Origin of the sequence: Halosimplex aquaticum (genome assembly GCF_028747785.1) — an archaeon.
Lineage (GTDB): Archaea > Halobacteriota > Halobacteria > Halobacteriales > Haloarculaceae > Halosimplex > Halosimplex aquaticum.
Genome location: NZ_CP118158.1, coordinates 1,298,025 through 1,319,451 on the forward strand (window position 1 = coordinate 1,298,025; position 21,427 = coordinate 1,319,451).

Consider the following 21,427-nt stretch of genomic DNA (forward strand, 5'->3'; position numbering starts at 1 on the left):
TCCCCATCATCCCTCCGACGCCCGGTAAGACCCCGGTACCGCGGCGGCGCGCCGCCGGTCGGCTGACGTAGGTGCAACCTACCTGGCCGGAACGCTTATTGGAGATTACCGGCATCGGTGGGGGTGTGAACAGACGGGGGTTCCTTGCGAGTGCCGGTGCGGTCCTGTCGCTCGGCGTCGCCGGGCGACGGACCGAGCGGCCGCCGGACCCGGTTGTCGTCCGCGTCTGGTTCAGCGACGCGGCCGCCGAGCGCGAGGGTCTCGAAGCCCGCGTCGACGGATACCTCACCGCCGCGCTCGAAGCCGCCGTCGGCGCCGCAGAGATCGACTTCGCGCCGTCGCCCGTGTCGCTCCCGGCCGAGGACGGCCGCCACGTCCTCGCGGTGCACTGGCCGGCGAAGGTCGTCGAGGGCGCCGTCGGCGTGGGTCGGGTCGACCCCGTCGCGGACGTGAACCTCCTCGTCACCGACGGCGACCCGAGGGAGCAACCGGCGGGGTACGCCCGGCCGCACGTCGCCGCGGTGACGGGCGCGGAGTTCATCGCGAAGATGTCGCCGGTCGCGGAGACGCCGTCGGTGGTGCCCTACTCGATCCAGAGCGCGGCGACGCAACTGTTGCTCCACGAAGTCGGCCACGCGCTCGGGATCGGACACGAGCACGGTTCGGCCGAACGCGACGGCGACGCCGTCGTCGCGAGCCCGATGGTCGGGAGCTACCTCTGGGCGTCGAGGGAACTCAGGGAGAAACACGTCTCCGACCGAAACGCCTGCGGCCGCCGGGTTCCGAGCCGGACGACGGCGTCGGAACGGCGGCTCCGCCTGCGCTACGCCGAGTGTGCCGTGCAGGCGCTGAAGTGAACCGGTGGTGAAAACTGCCTGCGTCAGCCCGCGACTGTGGTCTCGGTGACCGTCTCGTTACCCATGATGCCACCGTCGGTTTCGGTCTCGGTCTCCGTCTCGCCGATGATGTCGCCTTCGGTCTCCGTCTCTGTCTCGCCGATGATGTCGCCTTCGGTCTCCGTCTCGGTTTCACCGATGGCTCCCGCTTCGGTCTCGGTTTCGGTCTCCATCAGCCCGCCTTCGGTTTCGGTCTCGTCGCCGATCCCCCCGTCACCGCCCTCGGGGGATTCGCCGACGCCGCCGTCTTCGCCGACTTCGGGTGTTCCTGTCTCCGCTCCTGGGCCTGGTCCGCCGCAGCCAGCGAGGGCGACCAGGGCGACTGTGCAGACTATCGCGAGTGCACGATACATGCGTTTTCGCGTAAGAGAGTGGGCCGTTTCGTTATTGAGAGCCCATCGGGGAAGGGACGCAACGTTGTTCGAGTTGTGACCGTTTCGTACATCAAAACCGACACTTACCGTGTCGCTGTCTCATGCCTACTTCCGGCGCTCGTCGACGGGGACTGAACGCCCGGAAGGACTTTCTCCGAGCCGCCGTTTTCCCGGAACATGTACGATCTCGACCGCTATCTGAACGTCCGGAGCGCGTACGGCGCGTCGTTCGCGCCCGACGGCACGCTCTCGTTCATGCTGGACGCGACGGGGACGCCGCAGGTCTGGACGCTGGACGCCCCGGAGGCGTGGCCGGTCCAGCGCACCTTCTACGAGGAGCGGGTCACCTTCGCCTCGTGGTCGCCCGAGCGGCGCGAACTCGCGTTCGGGATGGACGAGGGCGGCAACGAGCGCGCCCAGCTCTACCGGCTGGACGCCGACGACGGGACCGTCACCGACCTGACCGCCCACCCGGAGGCGAAACACCGCTGGGGCGGCTGGTCCCACGACGGCGAGCGCTTCGCGTTCGCCTCCAATCGCCGCGACGAGTCCGTCTTCGACGTGTACGTCCAGGGCTGCGAGGAGACCGGCGCGGACGCGACGCTCGTCCGGGAGGGCGACGGCTGGCTCTCGGTCGGCGGCTGGGCGCCCGACGACGACCGGTTGCTCGTCTCGCAGGCCCACTGGAACTTCGATCAGGACCTGTTCGTCCTCGACCTGGACACCGGCGAGATGCGACACGTCACGCCCCACGAGGGCGACGTGCGGTTCACGAGCGCCCAGTGGAGCCCCGACGGCGACGCGCTGTACCTGACGACGGACTACGAATCGAACACGAAGTACCTCGCCCGACTCGACCTCGACGCGGTCGGGGACGACCCCGAAGAGTCCGACCTGGCAGCGGCGCTCGACACGGTGGCCGACGGCGGCGAGTGGAACGTCGGCGGCGTCGCGCTCGACGACGAGACGGGCCGGCTGGTCTACTCGCGCAACGTCGACGGCTACACGGACCTGACCGTCGGCGAACTCGCCGGGCCGACCGAAATCGACGAGTTCCCGACGCCGGAGCTACCGGGCAACCTCGCCGGCGGCGTCGCCTTCGACGACGACGCCGAGCGGTTCGCGCTGTCGGCGACCGGTCGCAGGGAGAACACGAACGTCTACGTCGTCGAGATGGAGACCGCCGAGTTCGAGCGCTGGACCGACGCCTCCACCGCGGGCATCCCCAAGTCCACGTTCACCGAACCGGAACTCGTCCGCTACCCCACCTTCGACGACCGGACGATCCCGGGCTACTTCTCGCTGCCGGACGAGTGGGAGGCCGGCGAGACGCCCGTGATCGTCGACATCCACGGCGGCCCCGAGAGCCAGCGCCGCCCCTCCTTCGGCGGGCTGACCCAGTACTTCCTCTCGCGCGGGTACGCCGTCTTCGAACCGAACGTCCGCGGGTCGACTGGCTACGGCCGCGAGTACACCCACCTGGACGACGTGCGAAAGCGGATGGACTCGGTGGCCGATATCGAGGCGGCCGTCGAGTGGCTCACCGACCACGAGGCCGTCGATCCCGAGCGCGTGGTCGCGATGGGCGGCTCCTACGGCGGTTTCATGGTGCTCGCGGCGCTGACCGAGTACCCCGACCTGTGGGCGGCGGGCGTCGACGTCGTCGGCATCGCCAACTTCGTCACGTTCCTGGAGAACACCGGGCCGTGGCGGCGCGAACTGCGCGAGGCAGAGTACGGGTCGCTCGACGAGGACCGGGAGTTCCTCGAATCGGTCTCGCCGATCAACAACGTCGAGGCCATCGAGGCGCCGCTGTTCGTCCTCCACGGCGCGAACGACCCCCGCGTCCCGCTGGGCGAGGCCGAACAGATCGCCGAGAAGGCCGCAGAGCAGGGCGTGCCGGTCGAGAAGCTCGTCTTCGACGACGAGGGCCACGGCATCACCAAGCGCGAGAACAAGATCGAGGCCTACACCGCCGTCGTGGACTTCCTCGACGAACACGTATGAGCGAGGGGCCTGAGAGTGCGGCGGGCTCCGACCTCGCGGCCCGTTCACGCGAGCGGGTCGGCGACTGGCTGGCCGACCTGCGCGAGCGATACGGCGACTTCGAGCGGGTCGAGAAGCGCTGGGAGCAGGCTCCCGCGGCCTACGAGCGCGACCGCGACCGGATCGCGGCGGGCGCGAACGGCGGCGCGGGCGTGTGGATCACCGACGACGAGGGGCGCGTGTTGCTCGTCCGCAACGCGGGCGACGAGGGGTGGGCCGACCCGGGCGGCAAGCGCGAGGCCGGCGAGTCCTTCGAAGCGGCGGCCCGCCGCGAGGTGCGCGAGGAGACGAACGTCCGGTGTGCGATCACCGGCGTCCGCGAGGTCCACGCCCTCGAACTCGTCGACGGGACCGATCCGGCCCGATCGGCGCTCGCGAGCCTCATCGTGATCTTCGACGGGGCGTACGAGGGCGGAGAGCCGCGTCCCCGCGAGGGCGAGATCGCCGAAGTCGCGTGGTTCGACACCTGCCCGGACGCGGTGCTGTACCCCGAGGTGGCCGCGCGGCCGTTTCCGGCGAGCGAGTGAGCCAGTGACGAGGGGTCCGCGCGGCCTGAACGAACAGACGGGTTTATTGGGGAGTACGCGCAGATGCGGACGATGTCCGTGGCAGAGGGTTCCCGGGACCGGGTGGAAGCGCGTCTGGTGGCGCTGGAGGAGGACTACAGCGGTTTCCCGGTGAACCAGACGACGCTCGCGGTTCCACGCGAGGCGTACGAGCGCGCCGGCGAGCGCTGCCAGCGGGGTATCGTCGACGCGTACGTGCAACTGTACAACGAGCGCGACGACGTGCTTCTGGTCGAGAACGACGGCGAGTGGGTCGTCCCCCACGGCGAACCGCGGACGGACGAACGCGTCGTCGCGGGCACCGAACGGGCGATCAGTGAACGGACCGGGATCGACTGCGCGCTCACCGACCTCTCGCGGGTGACCATCCTCGGCGTCCGCGACGAATCGGACCCCGAGCGACCGCCTATCTACCGGCTAATAGCGGTCTTCACGGCGGAGACCCTCGACGAGGGATCCCCCGCTGCGGAGGAAGCACCGGCCGCCGGCGAGATGGCGGCCGCCGACGGGGGCGGCGACGCGGCCGTCGAGCGCGAGACGGTCGTCGCCGACGGCGTCCGCTGGCACCCGACGCTCCCCGACTCGGCCGTCCCGCCGCACTGACCGGCGCCTCCCGGCGGACTCGCGGCACCGGAACACTTAGCACTGCGCTGGCCCCTACAGACCGGCAGTGGCAGCCATCGAGACCGACGGGCTCACGAAGCGCTACGGGTCGGTCGCCGCCGTCGAGGGCCTGGACCTGACCGTCGAGCGCGGGACGGTCTACGGCTTCCTCGGCCCCAACGGCGCCGGCAAGACGACGACGATGCGCCTGTTGACCGGGCTGACCAGACCGAGCGAGGGGACCGCGACCGTCGCCGGGGTCGACGTCCGCGAGCGCGACCGCCTCGGCGAACACATCGGCTACGTCCCCGACACGCCGCCGCTCTACGAGAAGCTCACCGCGCGCGAGCAGCTCTCGGCCGTCGCCGACGTGCGCGGCCTCGACCGCGAGACGGTCCGCGAGCGCGTCCCGGCGCTGCTCGACCGGTTCGGCCTCGACGCGGCCGACGACCGCATCGAGACCTACTCCAAGGGGATGAAACAGAAGACCAGCGTCGTCCAGGCCATCGTCCACGAACCGGACGTGGTCTTCCTCGACGAGCCGACCAGCGGCCTGGACCCCAACGCCGCGCGGACGCTCAAGGCGGTTCTCACCGAACTGCGCGACGCGGGCACGGCCGTCTTCCTCTCCACGCACGTCCTCCCGGTCGTCGACGAACTCGCCGACGTCGTCGGCCTCCTCTACGACGGTGAGTTGCTCGCCGAGGACGACCCCGAGCGGCTGAAGGCCGACCTCGACGGCGAGACCCTGGAGGACGCCTTCGTCGAACTGACGACCGAGGACGACCCGGCGACGCGCCCGCGAGAGCGACCATGAGGACCGCGCGGCCGGCCGTCGTCGTCACCCTGACGGCGCTTAGACAGACTTACCGGAAGGTGCGCGAGTCGCCGCGGATGACGGCCTTCTTCCTCCTCATCCCCGCGTTCTTCGCGCTCCAGCTGTCGGGCGCGGTCGGCCCGGGCGCGTACGACCTGGGCCGGCAGTTCGCCCGCGGCGACCCCGCGGAACCGGTCGCGCGAGTCCGGGCCGTCGCGCTGTCGGGGCTGGTCCTCCTCTCGCTGATGGGCGTGCTCGGCGCCGCCGGCGGCAACAGCGAGTTCAAGGACCGCTACGTCGCCTTCCTGACCGCGACGAGCACGCGCGCGGTCGTCCTCGGGAGCGTCGCCCGCCAGACCGCGGTCTGGACGGCGCTGTTCTGGCCGGCCGCGCTGACCGCGGGCGTCGCCTTCGCCGTCGGCGCCGGCGAACCCGTCGCGGCCGTCTCGCTCGTCGGCGGGAGCCTCTGGCTGTTCGTCGTCGCCGGCGTGTTGACCTCGCCCGTCGGCTTCGCCGCCCGGTGGGTCCTCGACGGCTACGACCTCTCGAAGAACGCCCGCTTCGGCCTCGGCGTGGCCATGCTCGGCGTCTTCTACCTCGTCCTGTTCACCCGCGAGTACGTGAGCGACGCCCTCTCGGTGACCCCGCTCTCGTGGGCCGGCGACCTCCTGCTCGTGACCGTCCCGGGCGCCGGCGCGTCGCCGGCGCTCGCCGGCGGATTCCTCGCCGTCTCGCTCTCGCTGGTCGTCCTCGCGACCGCCGCGTCGGTCGCCCTCGCCGAGGCCGTCTGGTACGGCGACCACACCGTCGGATCGAACGACGATGCCGACACGACCGATGTCGGGATCGAAACGCCGGTCCGCGACGCGCTCGCGTCGGTCGTCCCGCGTCCGACGGCGACGCTCGTCGACGTGACCTGGCGCCGCACCAAGCGCACGCCCAAGATGCTCTGGTACGTCTACCCCGGGATCTTCGTCGGCCTCGTCATGGGCGAGCAACTGGTCTACCACGGCCCCTTCTCGGCCGCGATGTACCCGCCGATCGTCGCGTTCGCCGGCTCGCTCGCCGCCGGCAGCGGGTTCACGCTCAACCCGCTCGGGACCGAGGGCGACGCGCTCTCCGGCCTGCTCACCTCCGGGCTCTCCGGCGAGACCGTCGTCCGCGCGAAGGCGCTCGCGGTCGTCCTCCCGGCGATGCCGCTCGTCCTCGGCGCGACGCTGGGGGTCGCTCTCGGCGCCGGTCCGCCCGTCCCGCTGTTCGTCGCCGCCGTGGGCGCGTTCGCACTCGCTCTCGTCTTCCTCGCACCGGTGCTCTCGCTCGCGCTCGGGATGCACTACCCGCCGGACGCCGAGGGCCTGATCGGCGGGAGCGTCAAGATCCCCAACAAGTCCGCGTCGGCGATCTACACCCTCGGGATGGTCGTCGTTGCCGCGCCGGGGTTCGGCGCCGTCGGCGCGTTCGCCATGTCCGGACGGTTCGATCCCGCGGCGCTGGTCGGCGGCGTCGGCGTGACCGTCCTCGCGGCGTCCGCTGTCGGCCGGTGGGCCTACCGCCACGCCGTCGCCGAACTCGACGGGTACTCGGTGGAGTGAGCGCTGGAACGTCGTTCCCGCCGTCGATATCGGCTGTTGACGGTGATATCGGTTTTCGAGGGCGATCCCGTCGCCGCGGTCGTCAGATCACGCCGGTCACGCGGGCGGCTTCGCGGGCGGCCTCCTCACTCATGCCGTCGCCGAGGATGGTGTAGCGGTCGCGGATCTCGTGGGCGGTCGTCAGCGCCTCGATGACGGTCTCGCTATCGAGCCCCAGTTCGTCCGCGGTCGTCGGCGCGTCGATGCTCGCGAGCGCGTCGCGGATGTCCCGCCACTGGCCCTTCGGCCCCGAGTGGAGGTACTCGGTCATGATGGAGCCGACGCCGACCTGGTGACCGTGGTAGGTCGGGTTCGGCGCGATGCGGTCCAGCTGGTGAGAGAAGAGGTGTTCGGCGCCGGAGGCCGGCCGCGACGACCCGGCGATGGACATCGCGACGCCGGAGGAGACGAGCGCCTTCGTGACGATCCACGCCGACTCCTCCAGTTCCGGCCGGATCGAGTCGGCGTTCTCGACGAGCATCTCGGCGGTCATCCGCGAGAGCGCGCCGGCGTACTCGTGGTACTCGACGTTCTTCAGGCGGTGGGCGAGCTCCCAGTCGCGCACGGCGGTGAAGTTGGAGATGATGTCGGCGCAGCCCGCGGTGGTGAGTTCCCAGGGCGCGTCGGCCAGGATCTCGGTGTCGGCGACGACGGCCAGGGGCGGCTCGGCGGCGACGCTGTGGCGGGTGTCGCCCTCGGGGATGGACGCGCGCGCGGAGACGATGCCGTCGTGGCTGGCGGCGGTCGGGACCGAGACGAACCCCTTGTCGACGTCCTCGGCGGCCATCTTCGTCACGTCGATGACCTTCCCGCCGCCGACGCCGACGAGGTAGCCCACGTCGCCGTCCGCGGCCACTTCGATGACGTCCTCGACGGCGCCGAACGTCGCCTCCTCGATGCGGACGACCTGCGGGTCCAGCCCGGCGTCGGCGAACGCTTCGACGACACGGTCGCCCGCGACCTCCGCCGGCGTCGGGCTAGTGACCACCAGCGGGTCGCCGGCGAGGTGGAGTTCCTCGACGGCCGCCACGGTGTCGTCGAGGACGCCGTGGCCCACCACCACGTTCCGCGGCAACCGAATCCACGTCGACTTCTCGAACATACCCTACCTCTCGCGGGAGGGCTGAAAAATGGTTTCGTCCCCGCGGCCTCCCGTCGTCAGGCCCGATACTCCTTCACAGCGTGTCCAGCACGCCCAGCACTCGCTCCTCGGCCTCGCGGTCCGGCCCTTCCTGCGCCTCGTCGGCCTCACGTTCGGGAGAAGCCTCGACGGTCTCGGCGATGGAATCCTCCGGCGCGACGGGCTCCCAGCCCAGCGACCGGAGCTTGTTCGTGTCGAGGAGGTGCGGCGGGTCACGATAGAGCGGGAAGTCGTCGGGCGCCAGCCCGCCGGCGGCGAGTTCGCGGTGGCCCGCGGTGACGACTTCCACGTCGGCCTCGGCGGCGTCGGCGACGGTCTCGATCGTCTCGCGGAGCGTCTGGACGTGCCAGTCGCCGACGTTGTACGCCTCGCCCGGCCGGCCCTCCTCGGCGACGACCCGGAGGGCGCGGGCGACGTTCTCGACGCCGACGCGGTGCCAGAGGTTCGTGCCGTCACCGGGGACGAGCACCCGATCGTAGTTGGCGACCCGCTGGATCCAGTAGTCGAACCGGCGGGTGTAGTCGTGCGGGCCGTAGACGACGGGAGGACGGAGGCTCAGGGCGTCGACCCCCTCCTCTGCGGCGGCGAAGACGGCGCGGTCGCCCTCGGCCTTCCGGGCGCCGTAGGTCGCGTGGGAGTCGTCGGTCGCCTGCTCGTCGGAGCAGGGTTCGAGCGGCGTCTCGTCCTCGCGCTTGGGGACCTCCTCGGCGCCGTAGGCGGCGCCGCTGGAGACGTAGACGTAGGCGTCGACATCGTCGAACACGCGCGTCGCCGTGCGCACGTCGCGTGGTTTGTACGCCACCAGATCGACGACGACGTCGGGGTCCGTGGCCGCGGCGTCGGCGAGGTCGCCGTCGTCGGTGCGGTCGCCCCGCACGTGGTCGACGCCCTCGTCGTCGGTGAACGGGCTCTCGTGTTCGCCGCGGTGGAAGACTGTCACGTCGTAGCCGGCCTCGCGGAACTCGCGGACGGCGTGGCGCCCGATGAAACGGGTCCCGCCGACGAACAGCGCGTGTCGAGTCATACCGGCGATTGGGGCCTCCCGCGCTTAAAGTCGGGTGACCCGCGACCGACCGGGTTCGACGAGTCCGGAGATAAACCAGATCCCCGTCGTGACCGAGTTTATACGGCGTATAACAATGGATACCCCTGACGTCGAGTCGAATATGCAGTGCGCAAACTGTCGGGAAGATGGGGCACCGGCGTACACGCTTCGCGCGCACGTCGACGGCGGCGTCGACGCGGGCGACCAGGACGAGGGCGACGCGAGAGCCCGGACGGACGGCGGCGAGGCGGCGACGGTAGATCTGCCGTTCTGCTCGCTGGAGTGTCTCAGGACGTGGACCTGACGGGAGCCAAAGAGCTATCCGGGCGGCCCGTCCACCCACAGGCATGGAAAACGTCCATCCGGGACAGCGCGTGGCGGTGCTCGCCGACGCGCAGAACCTCTATCACACGGCTCGCAGTCTCTACACTCGCAACATCGATTACTCGTCGCTGCTCGACGAAGCGGTCGCCGGTCGCCAGCTGACCCGCGCCGTCGCCTACGTCATCCGCGCCGACTCCCCCGAAGAGGAGTCGTTTTTCGACGCCCTGGTCGACATCGGCTTCGAGACCAGGATCAAGGACATCAAGACGTTCGGCGACGGCTCCAAGAAGGCCGACTGGGACGTGGGGATGAGCCTCGACGCCGTGACGCTCGCCAACCACGTCGACACCGTCGTGCTCGCCACCGGCGACGGCGACTTCTCGCGGCTGTGTTCGCACCTGCGCCACGAGGGCGTCCGGACCGAGGTCATGGCCTTCCAGGAGTCGACGGCCGAGGAACTGATCGCCGCGGCCGACCACTTCACGGACATGAGCGAAGACACCGAGCTGTTCCTCCTCTGAACCGGTCTCACGGCTAGCGCAGTTCTCGCCGTCGAAACCCTCTCCCGACGGTGAAACCGGAAAAAGCTATTCGTCAGTGCTGGCCGTCGGCGTCCTCGGCGTCGTCGTCGGCCGCGTCCAGGTCGTCGATGTCGGCGTTGGGCGCGTTGCGCTTGACGCTCTGGAGTCCGTTGACGGCGCCCGTCCGGGAGGCGTAGCCCTGGCCGCTGTCGCCCAGGATCTGGCCGTTCTCGTGGAGGAGCCGCCAGCGGAACTCGCCGGCGCCGTCCTCGTAGACCTCGAAGGCGGCGTCGGCGTAATCCAGCGCGTCCGCCTCGGGCGCGTGCTCCCGGACGCGCTTGACTGCGTCACGAGCGCCGCGCTCGGACGCGAAGCCCTGGCCGCCGTCGGCGATGATCTCCTCGTTGTCGGCGACGAGCCGCCAGCGGTACTCGCCGGCGTCGTCCTCGAAGACCTCGAAGGCGTCCTCGTCACCGACTCTCTCCCGGACGCGCTCGATACCGTCCTGTGCGTTCGTCCGCTCGGCGTAGCCCTCGCCGCCGTCGGCGAGTATCTCGCCGTTCCGGTGGACGAGCCGCCAGCGCCACTCGTCGGCCGCGTCGCGGTACACGTCGAACGCGGTCGGATCCGCTGTGAGGTAGTCGGCGTCGCCGACGTAGTCGCGGACGCGTTCGACGGCGTCCTCGACCGCGCTCCGGTCGGTGTAGCCCTCGCCGCCGTCGGCGACGATGTTGCCGTTGGCGTGGATGAGTCGCCAGCGGTACTCGCCGGCGTCGTCCTCGTAGACCTCGAACGTCCCCCGGCTCTCGCCCTCGGGATAGGGCTCGATGGCGGGGTCGCCGCCGGTCTCGACCTCGACTTCCTCCCGGACGGCGGGGGCGCCGCCGGCGTTCGCGCGGACGCTTTCGAGGCCCTGCTCGGCCTTCTGGCGGGAGCTGTACCCCTGGCCGCCGTCGGCGATGACGTTCCCGTTCCGGTGACGGAGCCGCCAGCGCCACTTGCCGCCGCGGTCCTCGAAGACCTCGAAACGGGCTTTGCTCTCCGCGGGTTCGTCGACGGCTTCGGGGTCCGCGTCGGGTTCGGGCTCCGCGGCCGCGACAGCGTCGGTCTCCGGCTCCGTGGCGCCACCAGTGGCCGCAGCCTCGGGGACCCGTCGCGTCCCGCTGACGATCGGGACCAGCGCCGCCCCGACGGCGACCAGCACGAGGCCGAAGGCGTACAGCGAGATGACCGGGACGGCCAGCCCGGACTGGCGCCAGCCGGGGTAGGCCGACAGGAAGCCGGCGACGCCGATGAGCGCGACCGCACCTCCGGCGTACGAGACGAGCGTCGCCGTCCGCCGGAGCGGCAGGCGGATCACCGGCCCGATCATCAGGAGGACGAGCGAGATCGCCGCCAGCCCGATCCCGGCTTTCCCGACGGTCGTCGCGGTCCCCACGTCGCTCGTCAGGAAGAGCAGGATGCCGAGCACCCCGAGCAGGACTCCGAAGACGAACACCCAGTAGCCGTACACTTCGTCGTCGGTGGTCGGCTCCGCGATCCGGTCGCGGTACCACTGCACCATCACGTCGGGACTCGACTGGTTGCCTGACATGTGTCGTCACTACTCACTGAATTATAACCAGTTAAAGATGTACGACCATTCACCGGCGGTTCCGCCGCTATCGCATCTCGAAATCTGGAGAGAGAAACCGAGAGCGGAGAGATGTCGCGCCGTCTCTGGAGACTGGGCGCCGTTCAGACCGGGCGGCCGTCCGAGGAGGTGCCGACGAGGAGCGCGCCGGCGGCGAGGCCGAGCGTACCCGCGGCGATGGCGGCGAGGGGGATGGCGACGCCGAGCGTCCCGGGACCGAAGATGAGAACCGAACTGACCGCCAGCAACACGAGCCCGAACGCGACTTTCCGTGTATCCGTCTCTGACATAACAAGCTCAGTTTGGTAATCGATCCGTATAAATTCTCCTGAAACCCCGTCACACGGGCACGATCGATCGTGAAATACGTCGGATATTATGCCGGACGTTATCGTGTATCACGGCCCGTCCGCTGGGTGGCGTGCCCGGTGGATGGCGGAGTGAGACAGATACAAGGCGGGGCGTGGCAAACGGGAGAGCGATGGACGAGCGCGACAGAGCCATGCTGACGCGGGTGGCCGACTACCAGTGGGGCGCGGGCGCCGGCGAGGCGCTGTTCGCCCACGGCGACCCGGAAGTGACCCACACGAGTTCCGGCCGGCCGCGGCAGGTGATCGGCGACGACGGCCGCCTCGTCACCTACGCCACGGACGGGCGGTTCACCCTCGGCGTCGCCGGGGGGAGGCGGCTCGACGACGCGCTCACCGACGGCAGCTATCGGGTCGTCGTCGGCGACGAGAGCGAACCGTTCGTCCGCGAGGGGCGTAACGCGTTCGCGAAGTTCGTCAGCGCCGCCGACCCCGCTATCCGCCCGGGTGACGAAGTCGTCCTCACGCACGAGCGCGGCGAGGTACTCGCCGTCGGTCGCGCCGAGCTGAGCGGCCGGGGGATGCTCGACTTCGAGACCGGCGTGGCCGTGTTCGTCCGCGACAGCGCCGAGAAAGAAGAGACGTGAAGGCGGGTGCGGCAAGCTTATTTCGTTCGGCCGGAGTTCTCCGTTCGGTGGGCACGCTTACTTGGTACTCCTCCAGACCTTGTGAAAAATCATGTCATCTTAACCCAAGTACCGCCGAATCATGGCTCCAAGTAATCGTTTGCTGGGGTAACGAGTAAAAGACACCATAGACCTCTGTAGCAATCTTTTTAACCCGGCACCGGCGATCATAATATCTGTGACCGCCGGATCATGGCTGCGCAGGGACTTTTTGCAGATGGTCGGAGCATTTGGAGCTTACGGAGCGGCCAATGCTCCGAGAGCCCAGGCCGACTCAGGGCAGCCGGCCTCTATTCGCCCCGTCTATAATGCCATTAAGATACGCGAGAATGCAGGATTTCCAAGCTCCGAGCCAGACGGACCGCGGTATGGACACAATCCAGGGATTGAATCAGATGCAACGTTGGCAGATCGAGGTTCGCTCAGCATAGAGAGCGAAGCAGATGCTAAATCATTAGCGGTCGCAGGTGATGGCTCTAGAAAGAATCCATATCTCATCAAGAACATAAGAAATGTTGATTCCAACGAGTCCTTCGCATTTTTGTGGGACGACCCATCTGCTGACGACGACTACCACATCCAACTGGAAAACGCTCTCTTTCGGAACCATTCAGGTGGAGAAATACGGCATAATGGCTCGGGTTGCCTGAAGCTACGTCAATGCGTCCTCTCATCACTTGGGACTGCTCTGATTCACGAAAACGGCTCCTGTACAGCCTCGAACACTGAATTTGCAGGGTCTGCCAATAATAGCATTCGAATAGATGGAGGGGAAGACATCCAGATTCGTGACTGCCTGTTTTCAGCGCGTCTCGGACCACGCAGCACACGGGCTATCGATATTATTTCTTTATCATCAATCGACATCCGATATTCGCGTATTGAAGGCCCTCGCATCGCTGGGATCGAACTTCGGTCACAAGACGATGTTCAAGTTATTGTAAAGAACGTGGGGATATACGGTATCGGCTGGGGGATTCGGGACGAGCCAAATAATGCGGGATCCTTCGGTAAGGGGTCGACATTCAGGCACCTGTACATAGCCGACACCGGGCGGAACGCAATTCGGGTTACTGGCGCAAACGCTGGCAACTATGAAATCGCATACTCGACCTTCGAAGACGCCGGTCAGGGCGGAAAGGCTCGAACTGTAGTTTTGAACGTTGATAACTACGATAACCGGCCGATTGGCTGGAATGTCCACCACTGTAAATTAGCTCGGTCAGATGGAACCGACGAACCTTCCAACGAGATGCTTGAAAGTTTTTATGGGAGCGATATCCACTTCCACCACAATTGGGTAGATGGCGCACCTGAGGACTGTTACGAACACGCCTTTCCGGTCAAGAATGTCTCGGTTACCCACTCAGTTGGCGATAACGTTAGTGGAGAACTCGTTGACATCTTTAAGAGCGGTAACCCAGATGCAGAACAGACGACCCATAGATCAATAAACGGACAATTCCATCATATCTATGGTGACTCTGGACGTGAACTTATCCGGATTGGTGGAGTGGATGACTGTTTTGTTCACTCAATTTATGGCAAAGTGACATCAAACAAAACCCACGCGATAAGACTGGCTGGGGTTACCGGATCGACAATAATTGGACCGCTTCCAACCCACGATAATACTGGAAAGGGGACGTTGCGAATCGACAAACCATACCTGAACACGATCCTTTACCGCCGAGATGGCGAGTGGGTGACTGGTGGGGACGTACCAACTTCATGGGTAGATCTGGACTCATAAAAGATGCTGAGAGGGTGGTCAACTGGAACTAACCGTACCTGTAGCCACAAATTCGGGATACGAACCTATTACGAGGCCTCAACAAGGCCAACGCCTAAAACACCAGCCTCACAAGGATATTGTACTTCTTTGAGATACCAGTCCTGTTTTTAAATACCAAATCTTTGTTGCCGTCAACAAATATGCAATTGTCTCCATCTGTATCTGACGCTGACCACGGCCCCTGGGACGATAGCAGATTCACCTTAGAGCCCGCGTGAGCAGCAATTGCTTCACTACCGTTGTCCCCATTTCTTACCTGAAGTAGTGAATTAGCTCCAAAAGTTACGATAGACCGGATGACGATCTTCTCATCATCCGAGAGAACCACGGAATCGCCAGATTTGTCTTCCCCGTGATCTTTATAAACCGACTTGGTTTCGACACCACTTGTCCAATCTAACTCTTCACTATCTGTACTGAGCATCCGGCGCCGAAGGCGCCGGTTCACCGAATTCGCGCACCGCGCGAGTTCGGCCTTTTTCACCCATGTTTTTGGCTGGGGGGTCGCGCGACGCGCGACCCCGACGAAAAAGATGGTTGGCCAGGCTTTTTGCTGAGGGAACCCGACGTGGGGGTATGTTCCCAGGAGGCGGCGGCATGAACGACCGCAAGATGCAGCAGATGATGAAGCAGATGGGCATCGACATGCAGGACCTCGACGCGGAGGAGGTCATCATTCGGACGCCCGACGAGGAACTCGTCTTCACCAAACCGGACGTCCAGCGCATGGACGCCCAGGGCCAGCAGACCTACACCATCGTCGGCGAGCCCGACTCCCGTGCGCGAGGCGAGGGCGGGAGCGACGAGCCCGCTATCGAGGAGAGCGAGGACGACGGCGGCGCCGCGGAGATCCCTGACGACGACGTCGAACTGGTGGCGACCCGCGCGGGCGTCGGCGAGGACGAGGCGCGCGAGGCGCTGGAAGAGACGAACGGCGACCTGGCGGCGGCCATCGAGCGGTTAGAGTGAGCCTGCTGTTCGTCCACGAGGCGGAGGGCCGCGAGTACCTGCTCGCGCCGGGCGAGACGCTCGAGTGCGACCTGGGCGTGCTGGAAGTGCCCGGGGACGTCGAGCCGGGCGAGATCGTCGAGACGCACATCGGCGAACCGTTCAAAGTTCGGAAGCTCCGCGGACCGGATCTGTTCAACCACTTCGAGCGGACGGGCGCGCCGATGATGCCGCGCGATATCGGACTGATCGTCGGTCACACCGGCGTCTCGTCGGCCGACCGCGTCCTCGACGCGGGGACGGGGACCGGCGTGCTGGCGGCGTATCTCGGCCGCTGTGGCGCGACCGTGACGACCTACGAGCGCGACCCCGAGTTCGCCGAAGTGGCGCGCGAGAACATGGAACTGGCGGGCGTCGCCGACCGCGTGGACGTGCGCACGGGCGACGTGACCGCGCAGCTGGGCGACCTCGACCGCTACGACGTGGTGACGCTCGACACAGAAGACGCGGCGACGATGGTCGAGCGGACGCCGAACCTGCTCCGCGACGGCGGCTACGTCGCCGTCTACTCGCCGTTCGTCGAGCAGACGCGCGAGGCCGTCTCGGCGGCCCACGACGTGGGGCTGTCCGAGGTCGAGACGCTGGAGACCATCCAGCGCGAGATGGATTTCGACGACCGCGGGTCGCGGCCGTCGACCGCCGGCGTCGGCCACACCGGCTACCTGACGTTCGCGCGGCGGGTCTGACGCGCGCTCTTCTCTCGCTACGCTTGGCCGAGTTCCCTCACCCCCGCGGCGCTCGCTGCCGTCGAAACGTCGGACGGCGGGCTGACCGCTCCAGAGCGGTGAACTGAGTGCCGAACGCCGGGCGGCGGCGCGGTACCGGAGGCGGCCGATCAGGTCAGTGGTCGTCTTCGCGCCACTTGTGCTCGCACTCGGTGCAGGTGAAAAAGCGCGTCTCGCTCTCGTCGGCCGCGCGGATCTGTTTCATCTCCCAGAAGGCGCGGTCGTTGCCGCACTCCGGGCAGAGGGCGTCGGTCGTCGGACCCATGTCCTCGGCGCTCACGTCGGAGGTGTCGATGACCTCCGTCTCCTCCTGGCCCTGGGTCGTGACGGCGGTCTTGGCTTCCTCTTCGGCGTCGCGGGACTCCTCGTAACCGCAGCTCCCGCAGACCCAGGCGTCCCCCTCGGTCTTCATCATCGAACCGCATTCGTCGCAGAACTTCATACCCGCCGTACACGACCGCTCATTGAAAAGTGTCCGGATTCGCGGTGTGGGTGGGGCCGGACGCTCACTCGGCTTCGACCCACTGGTCGCAGGCGTCCATGTCCTCCATGAGTTCGTCGTGGAGGCCGCAGTAGGGAGTGATCTTCTCGTCGACTTTGACGTACTCGAAGTGCGCGCAGTTGCCGCAGTAGGCGTCGGGGCGGCCGCGCTGGTTCGCGGTCTCGATGAACTCGGCGTCGGTGCGGTCGTCGACGGTGGCGGAGCCGCCGTCGGCGGTCGGCGCGGGGCCCTCGCCCGGACCCGAGAGGATCTCGGCGTCGTGCCCGCTGGGGGTATCCTCGGTGCTGGGCTGGTCTTCGCGGTTGGTCTGGGTCCGGACCTCGCCCTGCGGGTCGTTGCCGAGGAAGCCGACGCTGCCGAGGCCTCCGGAGGGCTCGGCGTCCTCGACGAGTCGGACGTTGCCGGACTCGGTGATCTCCATGCGCGCGGTGCCGCCGGGGTCGTTGCGAGTCTTGAACGTGGCGAGGCCGGCGAACAGGCACGACAGGGTCGTCATCGCGCCGAAGAAGTAGACGACGACGGTCGCGATGGCGAGGGGGTCGCCGGCGCCGAACCACTGGTCGGGGTAGGCGACGCGGAACAGGGCGACGCCGAGGACGCTGACGCTCGCGCCGATGACGGAGACGGCGCGAGTCGTCCGCCCCGACGGGAGGACGGCGAAGACACCGAGGAACGTCGCCGGCAGCCCGAGCCCGGCGAGCGTCCCGGCGAGGGTGCGTGCGGCGATCTGGTCGAGTCCGAGCGATGCCCCGGCCGTCGTCGTCGAGACGGCGATGCTTCCCACGACCATCGCCGCGCCGACCGCGAAGAGACTCGCCCCCGCGTAGAACCGACGAGAGGTCGTCACCGTCCGCAGGTGCCCCTCGTACACTTCCGTCAGGCTTGCCATACGAGTCCTTCACTGTGAGAGACCAAAACAACCCGTCAGACGCGCGTCTGACCCCGACGAGCCGCGGGGCTCCTGGGTCGAGGCTGGTCGGGAACCGGGCGAAATATCGTGGGGGAGTGCCAAACGGGGCAGTCAGTGGCGGTAGCCGGTCGGCGGGCGGTCGCGGGTCGAACGCGACCGTGGGCGGTCAGTCGGCGGTCACTTCGACTCGCTGGTCGTCGGTTTCGCCGTGTGGCATCGCGGCCATGCGGTAGCACTGCCAGGCCAGCAGCACGACGAGTCCGGCGATGACCAGTCCGGTCCGGAGGTTCGGGTCGACCAGCGGAGTGGCGCTCACCTCGCCGGCGTCGTTGGTCGTCGGCGCCGCGCCGTAGGGCGCGCCGTCGAGCATCTCGACGATGCCCAGACCGACGACCCCGAGCAGGACGAGGCCGCCGCCGAGCGCCATCGCCGCTCTGTCGATCACGTTCGTGGTGGTGTATTCCATCTGTGGTCACCTCGTTAGCCGAGTATGTACCTGAGCTTCGGGTGCTGTTCCACGAGGTCGGTCCGCTCGATGATGGCGTCGCCGCCGTAGTACCGACCGGCGGCCAGCGCGGCCATCGTGATCATCAGCAGCAGGCCCATGAAGTCGCCCGTCACGAGCCCGTGGCCGTAGCCGGCGTTCCCGACCCAGAACAGGGTCATGAAGAACGCCCCGCCGAAGGCGGCCAGCCGGGTCAGGACCCCGAACATGATGCCGAGCCCGATCAGCGTCTCGAACAGCGGGACGCCCGGTTCGATGAGCCACGCCAGGTTCTCGCCCATCCAGACCGGGAGCGGACCGAGGACCGTCCCCTCCATGCCCCGCAGGTAGACCGGCCCGTACGTGTACGCCAGCCCGTCCTCGGCGAGTTTCGTCACACCGGCGTGGAAGAACCACCAGCCGGTGAGCACTCGCAGGATCGCGACCCAGTACGTTGCGACCGGCCCGCCGATGTCGAACGCGAACTCCTCGCCGAGGGGGTTCGCCGTGTTGGTTGCCATAGTCGTCACCTCACATGTGTTGCTTGCGGCCGAGAGGACATATAAAGGAGAGCGAGTTCCCGGCTTCTGATAATCCCCGGACTGCGGCGGGACGCGTCGCTGGATCGTATAAAGAACCCTTCGAACGGGGGTCAGTGACCGTCGCTGCTGACCCCGGGGAGCAGCGCGGCCCTGCGGCTCGCCGGAAAATACGAGGAGTCACGTCCGACAGCGAGAAAACGGGGTCGTAGCCGAATCGAGCGGGCGAACGGGCGGCCCCTCAGACGAGCGAGGTGCCGTCGAACTCGCCGCGTTCGTAGTCGATGTCCATCAGGTCGAGGATGGTCGGCGCGATGTCGAACAGGTCGACGTCGGAGACGCGGGCCTCCTCGTCGTCGATCAGCAGCGTGGCGTTGTCGAAGCTGTGCATGCCGTTTCGGGCCGCGAACTCCACGAACGGGTCCTTGCGGCCCTTGAACCCGGCCTTCAGGTCGAAGCCGTGGTTGGGGACGATAGTCAGGTCGGGGGCGATGTCGTCGTGGTCGCCGCGGAAGGCGTCTTCCTTGGTGACGACGCGCTCGGCGACGGGCTCGCCGTTCGGGCCTTCCATCTCCTCCAGTTCGGCCTTCAGCTCGGCGCGGACCTCCTCGTAGTCCTCCTCGGGGACGCTTCCCCGGGGTTCGCGGCCTTCGAGGTTGAGGTAGAAGCGCCCGGGGATGAGCGAGTAGGCCTGCGCGTCGTCGGCGATGTCGGGCAGTTCGTCGTGGGTGTACTCCAGCACGTCGCCGTCGGGGTCGAGACTGGTGCCCAGTTCGACGCCCTCGGCGGCCGTGAGCGTGATGCGGAAGCCGTCGTCGGTGTCTTCGACGCTCACGTCGTCGAGCAGTTCCGTGGTGTCGGCCTTGTCGAGGCCGAGCGACTTCGGCGTCGCGCCGTCGAGGCCCTCGACGATGTGGTCGCGAGCCTCCTCGGTGAGCGCGACGACGCCGTCGCCCTGCACGTAGGCGTCGCCCTCGGCGCGCACGAGGTCGGCGTCGACGTGGTACTCGTCGCCACTCTCGTCGACTTCGATCTCGCCGACGCCGACGACGGCGGCGCTGTCGTCACCCTCGTCGACGACGGCGGGGGCCGCGTCCTCGAGAGCGGCGACGGCCTCGTCGCGCTCGTCTTCGGTGTGGGCGACGAGTCGGCCGTCCTCGAAGGCGGCCGCGAGGGTGTCGGGGTCGACCAGTTCGTCGAGGTCGCCGGCGAAGGTCGGGTCGTACTCGACGCGGTCGCCCTCGCGCAGCCAGGCGCCGACCTGGAAGACGTAGTCGGTCTCGTCCTCGAAGGAGAGCCAGCCGTTCTCGCGGAGCCAGGCGTTGCAGTTGACCTCGTAGTCCAGCGACGTGAACCCGTGGTCGGAGGCGACCATCATCGTCACGTCGTCGGGGAGCAACTCGCGGAGTTCGCCGAGGTACTCGTCGACCTTGCGGTAGAACTCGATGAACTCCTCGCGGTACTCGCCGTTCTCCTCGTAGTCGCGGAAGAGGAAGTGGTTGACCCGGTCGGTCGTCATGTAGACGCCGAAAAAGAGGTCCCAGTCGTCTTCCTCGATGTAGTGTTTGAACGCCTCGTGGCGGGCGTCGATCGTCTCGTGGGCGTCCCCCATGAACTCGCCCTTGTCGGAGTGGCCGAGACTGGCGTTCGTGTCGATGCGGTAGTCGATGTCCTTGAGGTAATCGCGGAACTCGTCGGGGTAGGCCGCCTTGTCGACCTGCGGCGAGAGGAAGCCCGAGACCATCCGCTGGACGTCGCGCTGGGGCGGGAAGGTGGTGACGACGTTCATCACCGTGGCGTTCCGGCCGGCCTCGTGGACGCGGTCCCAGACGCGCTTCGTCTGGACGTCGCGGCGCATCGGGACGTACGTGTCGTAGGAGCCGACCTCGCGGTCCTGGAAGCCGTAGACGCCGGTCTCGCCGGGGTTCTTGCCCGACGTGAGCGCCGGCCAGCAGGCGGAGGACTCGGGGGGGACGATGCTGTCGATGGCGCCCGCGGACCCCTCGTCGATGAGCCGAGCCAGGTTCGGGAACTCCTCCCTGTGCTCGTCGATGAGGCTATACGGCACGCCGTCGATACCGAAGAAAGCGACCCGCGGGTCGTCGTCGCCGCCGCGGATACGGTCGAACAGTCCCATACTCCGGATTACCGCGGTGGGGCACAAGAACTTTCTTCTCCCGGACAGGCTCGCGGGGCGTCGGTGACGCGCTCGCGGCGCCGCTCGCCTGACTCACTCCCCGTCGGTCAGGTCCTCGTCGCCGGTCGCCGTTCCGTCGCCGCCCACCCGCTCGCCCGCTCCCTCGTCACCGTCGTCGCGCGTGCCATCGTCGTCTGCGGCCGGCTCGAAGTTCTCGGGGACGACCGTCAGGTGGGCCATCCCTGTGGACGGGTTCCTGGTTGCCATACGTGATTCTGTACGGCTGTGTCCCTCAAGTAATTACCCATGCTCATAATTCATGGGTCGGCGCCCGACTGATGCGTGTGGGGAATACCGGGATATCGGGCGGTCTGCCGACCGGTCTGTCAGGGGCGCCACGCGGTCGCGCGACGCTGGGCGGGGACCAGCGACACGGCGGTCCGAGCGGGGACCGTTGCGCGACAGTCCGAGCGGGACGGTTGCGCGGTAATCCAAACGTGGGTCGACCTCAGCGCATCGTCTCGGGGTCGACGGCGTTGTCGGATACGATCCAGCTGTCGGGTTCGCTCGTGTCGAAGAGGACTGTCTGGCCGTCGACGTCGACGGCGACGAACCGCTCGGAGACGGCGGATAGCTCTTCGCGCAGTTCGGCGGCGGAGGGTCTGTCGCTGTTCTGCATCTGTGTCACCTCGGACGGGCGAGCCTACGGACGAGTAGGCCATATAGTACGCCGACG

24 protein-coding genes and 2 pseudogenes are annotated in these 21,427 nt (G+C 67.5%); 12 read left to right on the forward strand and 14 right to left on the reverse strand.

The features are described from left to right. Positions 1-125: 125 nt before the first annotated feature. Positions 126-857, forward strand: coding sequence for a hypothetical protein (locus tag PSC72_RS06450; RefSeq protein ID WP_274325069.1), 732 nt, complete (start codon positions 126-128; stop codon positions 855-857). A 23-nt stretch (positions 858-880) separates the two neighbouring features. Here PSC72_RS06450 and PSC72_RS06455 read toward each other — a convergent pair whose 3' ends face one another. Further along, positions 881-1,249 carry a hypothetical protein gene (locus PSC72_RS06455; protein WP_274325070.1) on the reverse strand — a complete coding sequence of 123 codons (369 nt, stop codon included), beginning with the start codon at positions 1,247-1,249 and terminating at the stop codon, positions 881-883. A 198-nt stretch (positions 1,250-1,447) separates the two neighbouring features. On the opposite strand from PSC72_RS06455, the gene PSC72_RS06460 reads away from it, so the two are divergent. The 5 genes from PSC72_RS06460 (at position 1,448) to PSC72_RS06480 (ending at position 6,894) form a co-directional block, all read left to right on the forward strand. Continuing rightward, positions 1,448-3,277 (forward strand): S9 family peptidase, encoded by a 1,830-nt coding sequence (locus PSC72_RS06460; RefSeq protein WP_274325071.1) that lies wholly within the window; start codon positions 1,448-1,450, stop codon positions 3,275-3,277. Further along, positions 3,274-3,843 (forward strand): NUDIX hydrolase, encoded by a 570-nt coding sequence (locus PSC72_RS06465; RefSeq protein ID WP_274325072.1) that lies wholly within the window; start codon positions 3,274-3,276, stop codon positions 3,841-3,843. Before PSC72_RS06460 ends, PSC72_RS06465 begins: the two co-directional genes overlap by 4 nt. Before the next feature lie 72 nt (positions 3,844-3,915). Next, positions 3,916-4,485, forward strand: coding sequence for an NUDIX domain-containing protein (locus PSC72_RS06470; protein ID WP_274325073.1), 570 nt, complete (start codon positions 3,916-3,918; stop codon positions 4,483-4,485). 67 nt (positions 4,486-4,552) lie between these two features. After that, positions 4,553-5,302, forward strand: coding sequence for an ABC transporter ATP-binding protein (locus PSC72_RS06475; protein WP_274325074.1), 750 nt, complete (start codon positions 4,553-4,555; stop codon positions 5,300-5,302). Then, on the forward strand, positions 5,299-6,894 hold the full coding sequence (locus PSC72_RS06480; RefSeq protein WP_274325075.1) for a hypothetical protein: 1,596 nt from the start codon (positions 5,299-5,301) through the stop codon (positions 6,892-6,894). Before PSC72_RS06475 ends, PSC72_RS06480 begins: the two co-directional genes overlap by 4 nt. Before the next feature lie 82 nt (positions 6,895-6,976). Here the strand turns inward: PSC72_RS06480 and PSC72_RS06485 are convergent, their stop codons facing one another. Beyond that, entirely contained in the window at positions 6,977-8,035 is a 1,059-nt protein-coding gene (locus PSC72_RS06485; RefSeq protein ID WP_274325076.1) for an NAD(P)-dependent glycerol-1-phosphate dehydrogenase, read from the reverse strand. Between the two features lie 73 nt (positions 8,036-8,108). Beyond that, complete coding sequence (locus tag PSC72_RS06490) at positions 8,109-9,098, reverse strand: NAD-dependent epimerase/dehydratase family protein (protein ID WP_274325077.1); 990 nt, start codon at positions 9,096-9,098, stop codon at positions 8,109-8,111. Between the two features lie 142 nt (positions 9,099-9,240). Here PSC72_RS06490 and PSC72_RS06495 point away from each other — a divergent pair, with 142 nt between their 5' ends. Together PSC72_RS06495 and PSC72_RS06500 are read left to right on the forward strand one after the other, a co-directional pair. Next, positions 9,241-9,423, forward strand: coding sequence for a hypothetical protein (locus tag PSC72_RS06495; RefSeq protein ID WP_274325078.1), 183 nt, complete (start codon positions 9,241-9,243; stop codon positions 9,421-9,423). A 43-nt stretch (positions 9,424-9,466) separates the two neighbouring features. Continuing rightward, entirely contained in the window at positions 9,467-9,964 is a 498-nt protein-coding gene (locus PSC72_RS06500; RefSeq protein WP_274325079.1) for a LabA-like NYN domain-containing protein, read from the forward strand. A 73-nt stretch (positions 9,965-10,037) separates the two neighbouring features. Here the strand turns inward: PSC72_RS06500 and PSC72_RS06505 are convergent, their stop codons facing one another. Both PSC72_RS06505 and PSC72_RS06510 read right to left on the reverse strand, forming a co-directional pair. Next, positions 10,038-11,558: an HVO_2922 family protein gene (locus PSC72_RS06505; RefSeq protein WP_274325080.1), complete on the reverse strand. Its 1,521-nt coding sequence runs from the start codon at positions 11,556-11,558 to the stop codon at positions 10,038-10,040. Positions 11,559-11,701: 143 nt separating this feature from the next. Further along, positions 11,702-11,887 (reverse strand): hypothetical protein, encoded by a 186-nt coding sequence (locus PSC72_RS06510; RefSeq protein ID WP_274325081.1) that lies wholly within the window; start codon positions 11,885-11,887, stop codon positions 11,702-11,704. A gap of 191 nt (positions 11,888-12,078) precedes the next feature. Between PSC72_RS06510 and PSC72_RS06515 the strand changes: the two genes are divergently transcribed. Together PSC72_RS06515 and PSC72_RS06520 are read left to right on the forward strand one after the other, a co-directional pair. Next, positions 12,079-12,552: a PUA domain-containing protein gene (locus PSC72_RS06515; RefSeq protein ID WP_274325082.1), complete on the forward strand. Its 474-nt coding sequence runs from the start codon at positions 12,079-12,081 to the stop codon at positions 12,550-12,552. 217 nt (positions 12,553-12,769) lie between these two features. Beyond that, on the forward strand, positions 12,770-14,344 hold the full coding sequence (locus PSC72_RS06520; protein WP_274325083.1) for a right-handed parallel beta-helix repeat-containing protein: 1,575 nt from the start codon (positions 12,770-12,772) through the stop codon (positions 14,342-14,344). Positions 14,345-14,438: 94 nt separating this feature from the next. Here the strand turns inward: PSC72_RS06520 and PSC72_RS06525 are convergent, their stop codons facing one another. Further along, positions 14,439-14,810 carry a hypothetical protein gene (locus tag PSC72_RS06525; protein ID WP_274325084.1) on the reverse strand — a complete coding sequence of 124 codons (372 nt, stop codon included), beginning with the start codon at positions 14,808-14,810 and terminating at the stop codon, positions 14,439-14,441. Between the two features lie 152 nt (positions 14,811-14,962). On the opposite strand from PSC72_RS06525, the gene PSC72_RS06530 reads away from it, so the two are divergent. Further along, positions 14,963-15,355, forward strand: a complete 393-nt coding sequence (locus PSC72_RS06530; RefSeq protein WP_274325085.1) for a nascent polypeptide-associated complex protein — start codon at positions 14,963-14,965, stop codon at positions 15,353-15,355. Next, positions 15,352-16,080 carry a methyltransferase domain-containing protein gene (locus PSC72_RS06535; RefSeq protein WP_274325086.1) on the forward strand — a complete coding sequence of 243 codons (729 nt, stop codon included), beginning with the start codon at positions 15,352-15,354 and terminating at the stop codon, positions 16,078-16,080. The genes PSC72_RS06530 and PSC72_RS06535 overlap by 4 nt, the downstream gene beginning before the upstream one ends. A gap of 154 nt (positions 16,081-16,234) precedes the next feature. Here the strand turns inward: PSC72_RS06535 and PSC72_RS06540 are convergent, their stop codons facing one another. The 8 genes and pseudogenes from PSC72_RS06540 to PSC72_RS06575 form a co-directional block, all read right to left on the reverse strand. Beyond that, the gene (locus tag PSC72_RS06540) at positions 16,235-16,561 is read right to left on the reverse strand and encodes a transcription factor S (RefSeq protein WP_274325087.1); all 327 of its coding nucleotides are present in this window, start codon (positions 16,559-16,561) and stop codon (positions 16,235-16,237) included. Between the two features lie 64 nt (positions 16,562-16,625). Continuing rightward, on the reverse strand, positions 16,626-17,510 hold the full coding sequence (locus tag PSC72_RS06545; protein ID WP_274325088.1) for a DUF7139 domain-containing protein: 885 nt from the start codon (positions 17,508-17,510) through the stop codon (positions 16,626-16,628). A gap of 187 nt (positions 17,511-17,697) precedes the next feature. Next, a complete protein-coding gene (locus PSC72_RS06550) occupies positions 17,698-17,997 on the reverse strand; it encodes a hypothetical protein (RefSeq protein WP_274325089.1) in 300 nt (99 codons plus the stop codon). Between the two features lie 14 nt (positions 17,998-18,011). Next, positions 18,012-18,536 (reverse strand): DoxX family protein, encoded by a 525-nt coding sequence (locus PSC72_RS06555; protein WP_274325090.1) that lies wholly within the window; start codon positions 18,534-18,536, stop codon positions 18,012-18,014. Between the two features lie 259 nt (positions 18,537-18,795). Continuing rightward, positions 18,796-19,281: pseudogene (locus tag PSC72_RS06560) on the reverse strand (alkaline phosphatase family protein); the annotation flags it as partial. A 552-nt stretch (positions 19,282-19,833) separates the two neighbouring features. Beyond that, positions 19,834-20,691, reverse strand: a pseudogene (locus tag PSC72_RS06565) (alkaline phosphatase family protein); the annotation flags it as partial. Between the two features lie 93 nt (positions 20,692-20,784). Next, a complete protein-coding gene (locus PSC72_RS06570; RefSeq protein ID WP_274325091.1) occupies positions 20,785-20,958 on the reverse strand; it encodes a hypothetical protein in 174 nt (57 codons plus the stop codon). 241 nt (positions 20,959-21,199) lie between these two features. Beyond that, complete coding sequence (locus PSC72_RS06575) at positions 21,200-21,370, reverse strand: DUF7331 family protein (RefSeq protein WP_274325092.1); 171 nt, start codon at positions 21,368-21,370, stop codon at positions 21,200-21,202. Between the last annotated feature and the right edge of the window lie 57 nt (positions 21,371-21,427).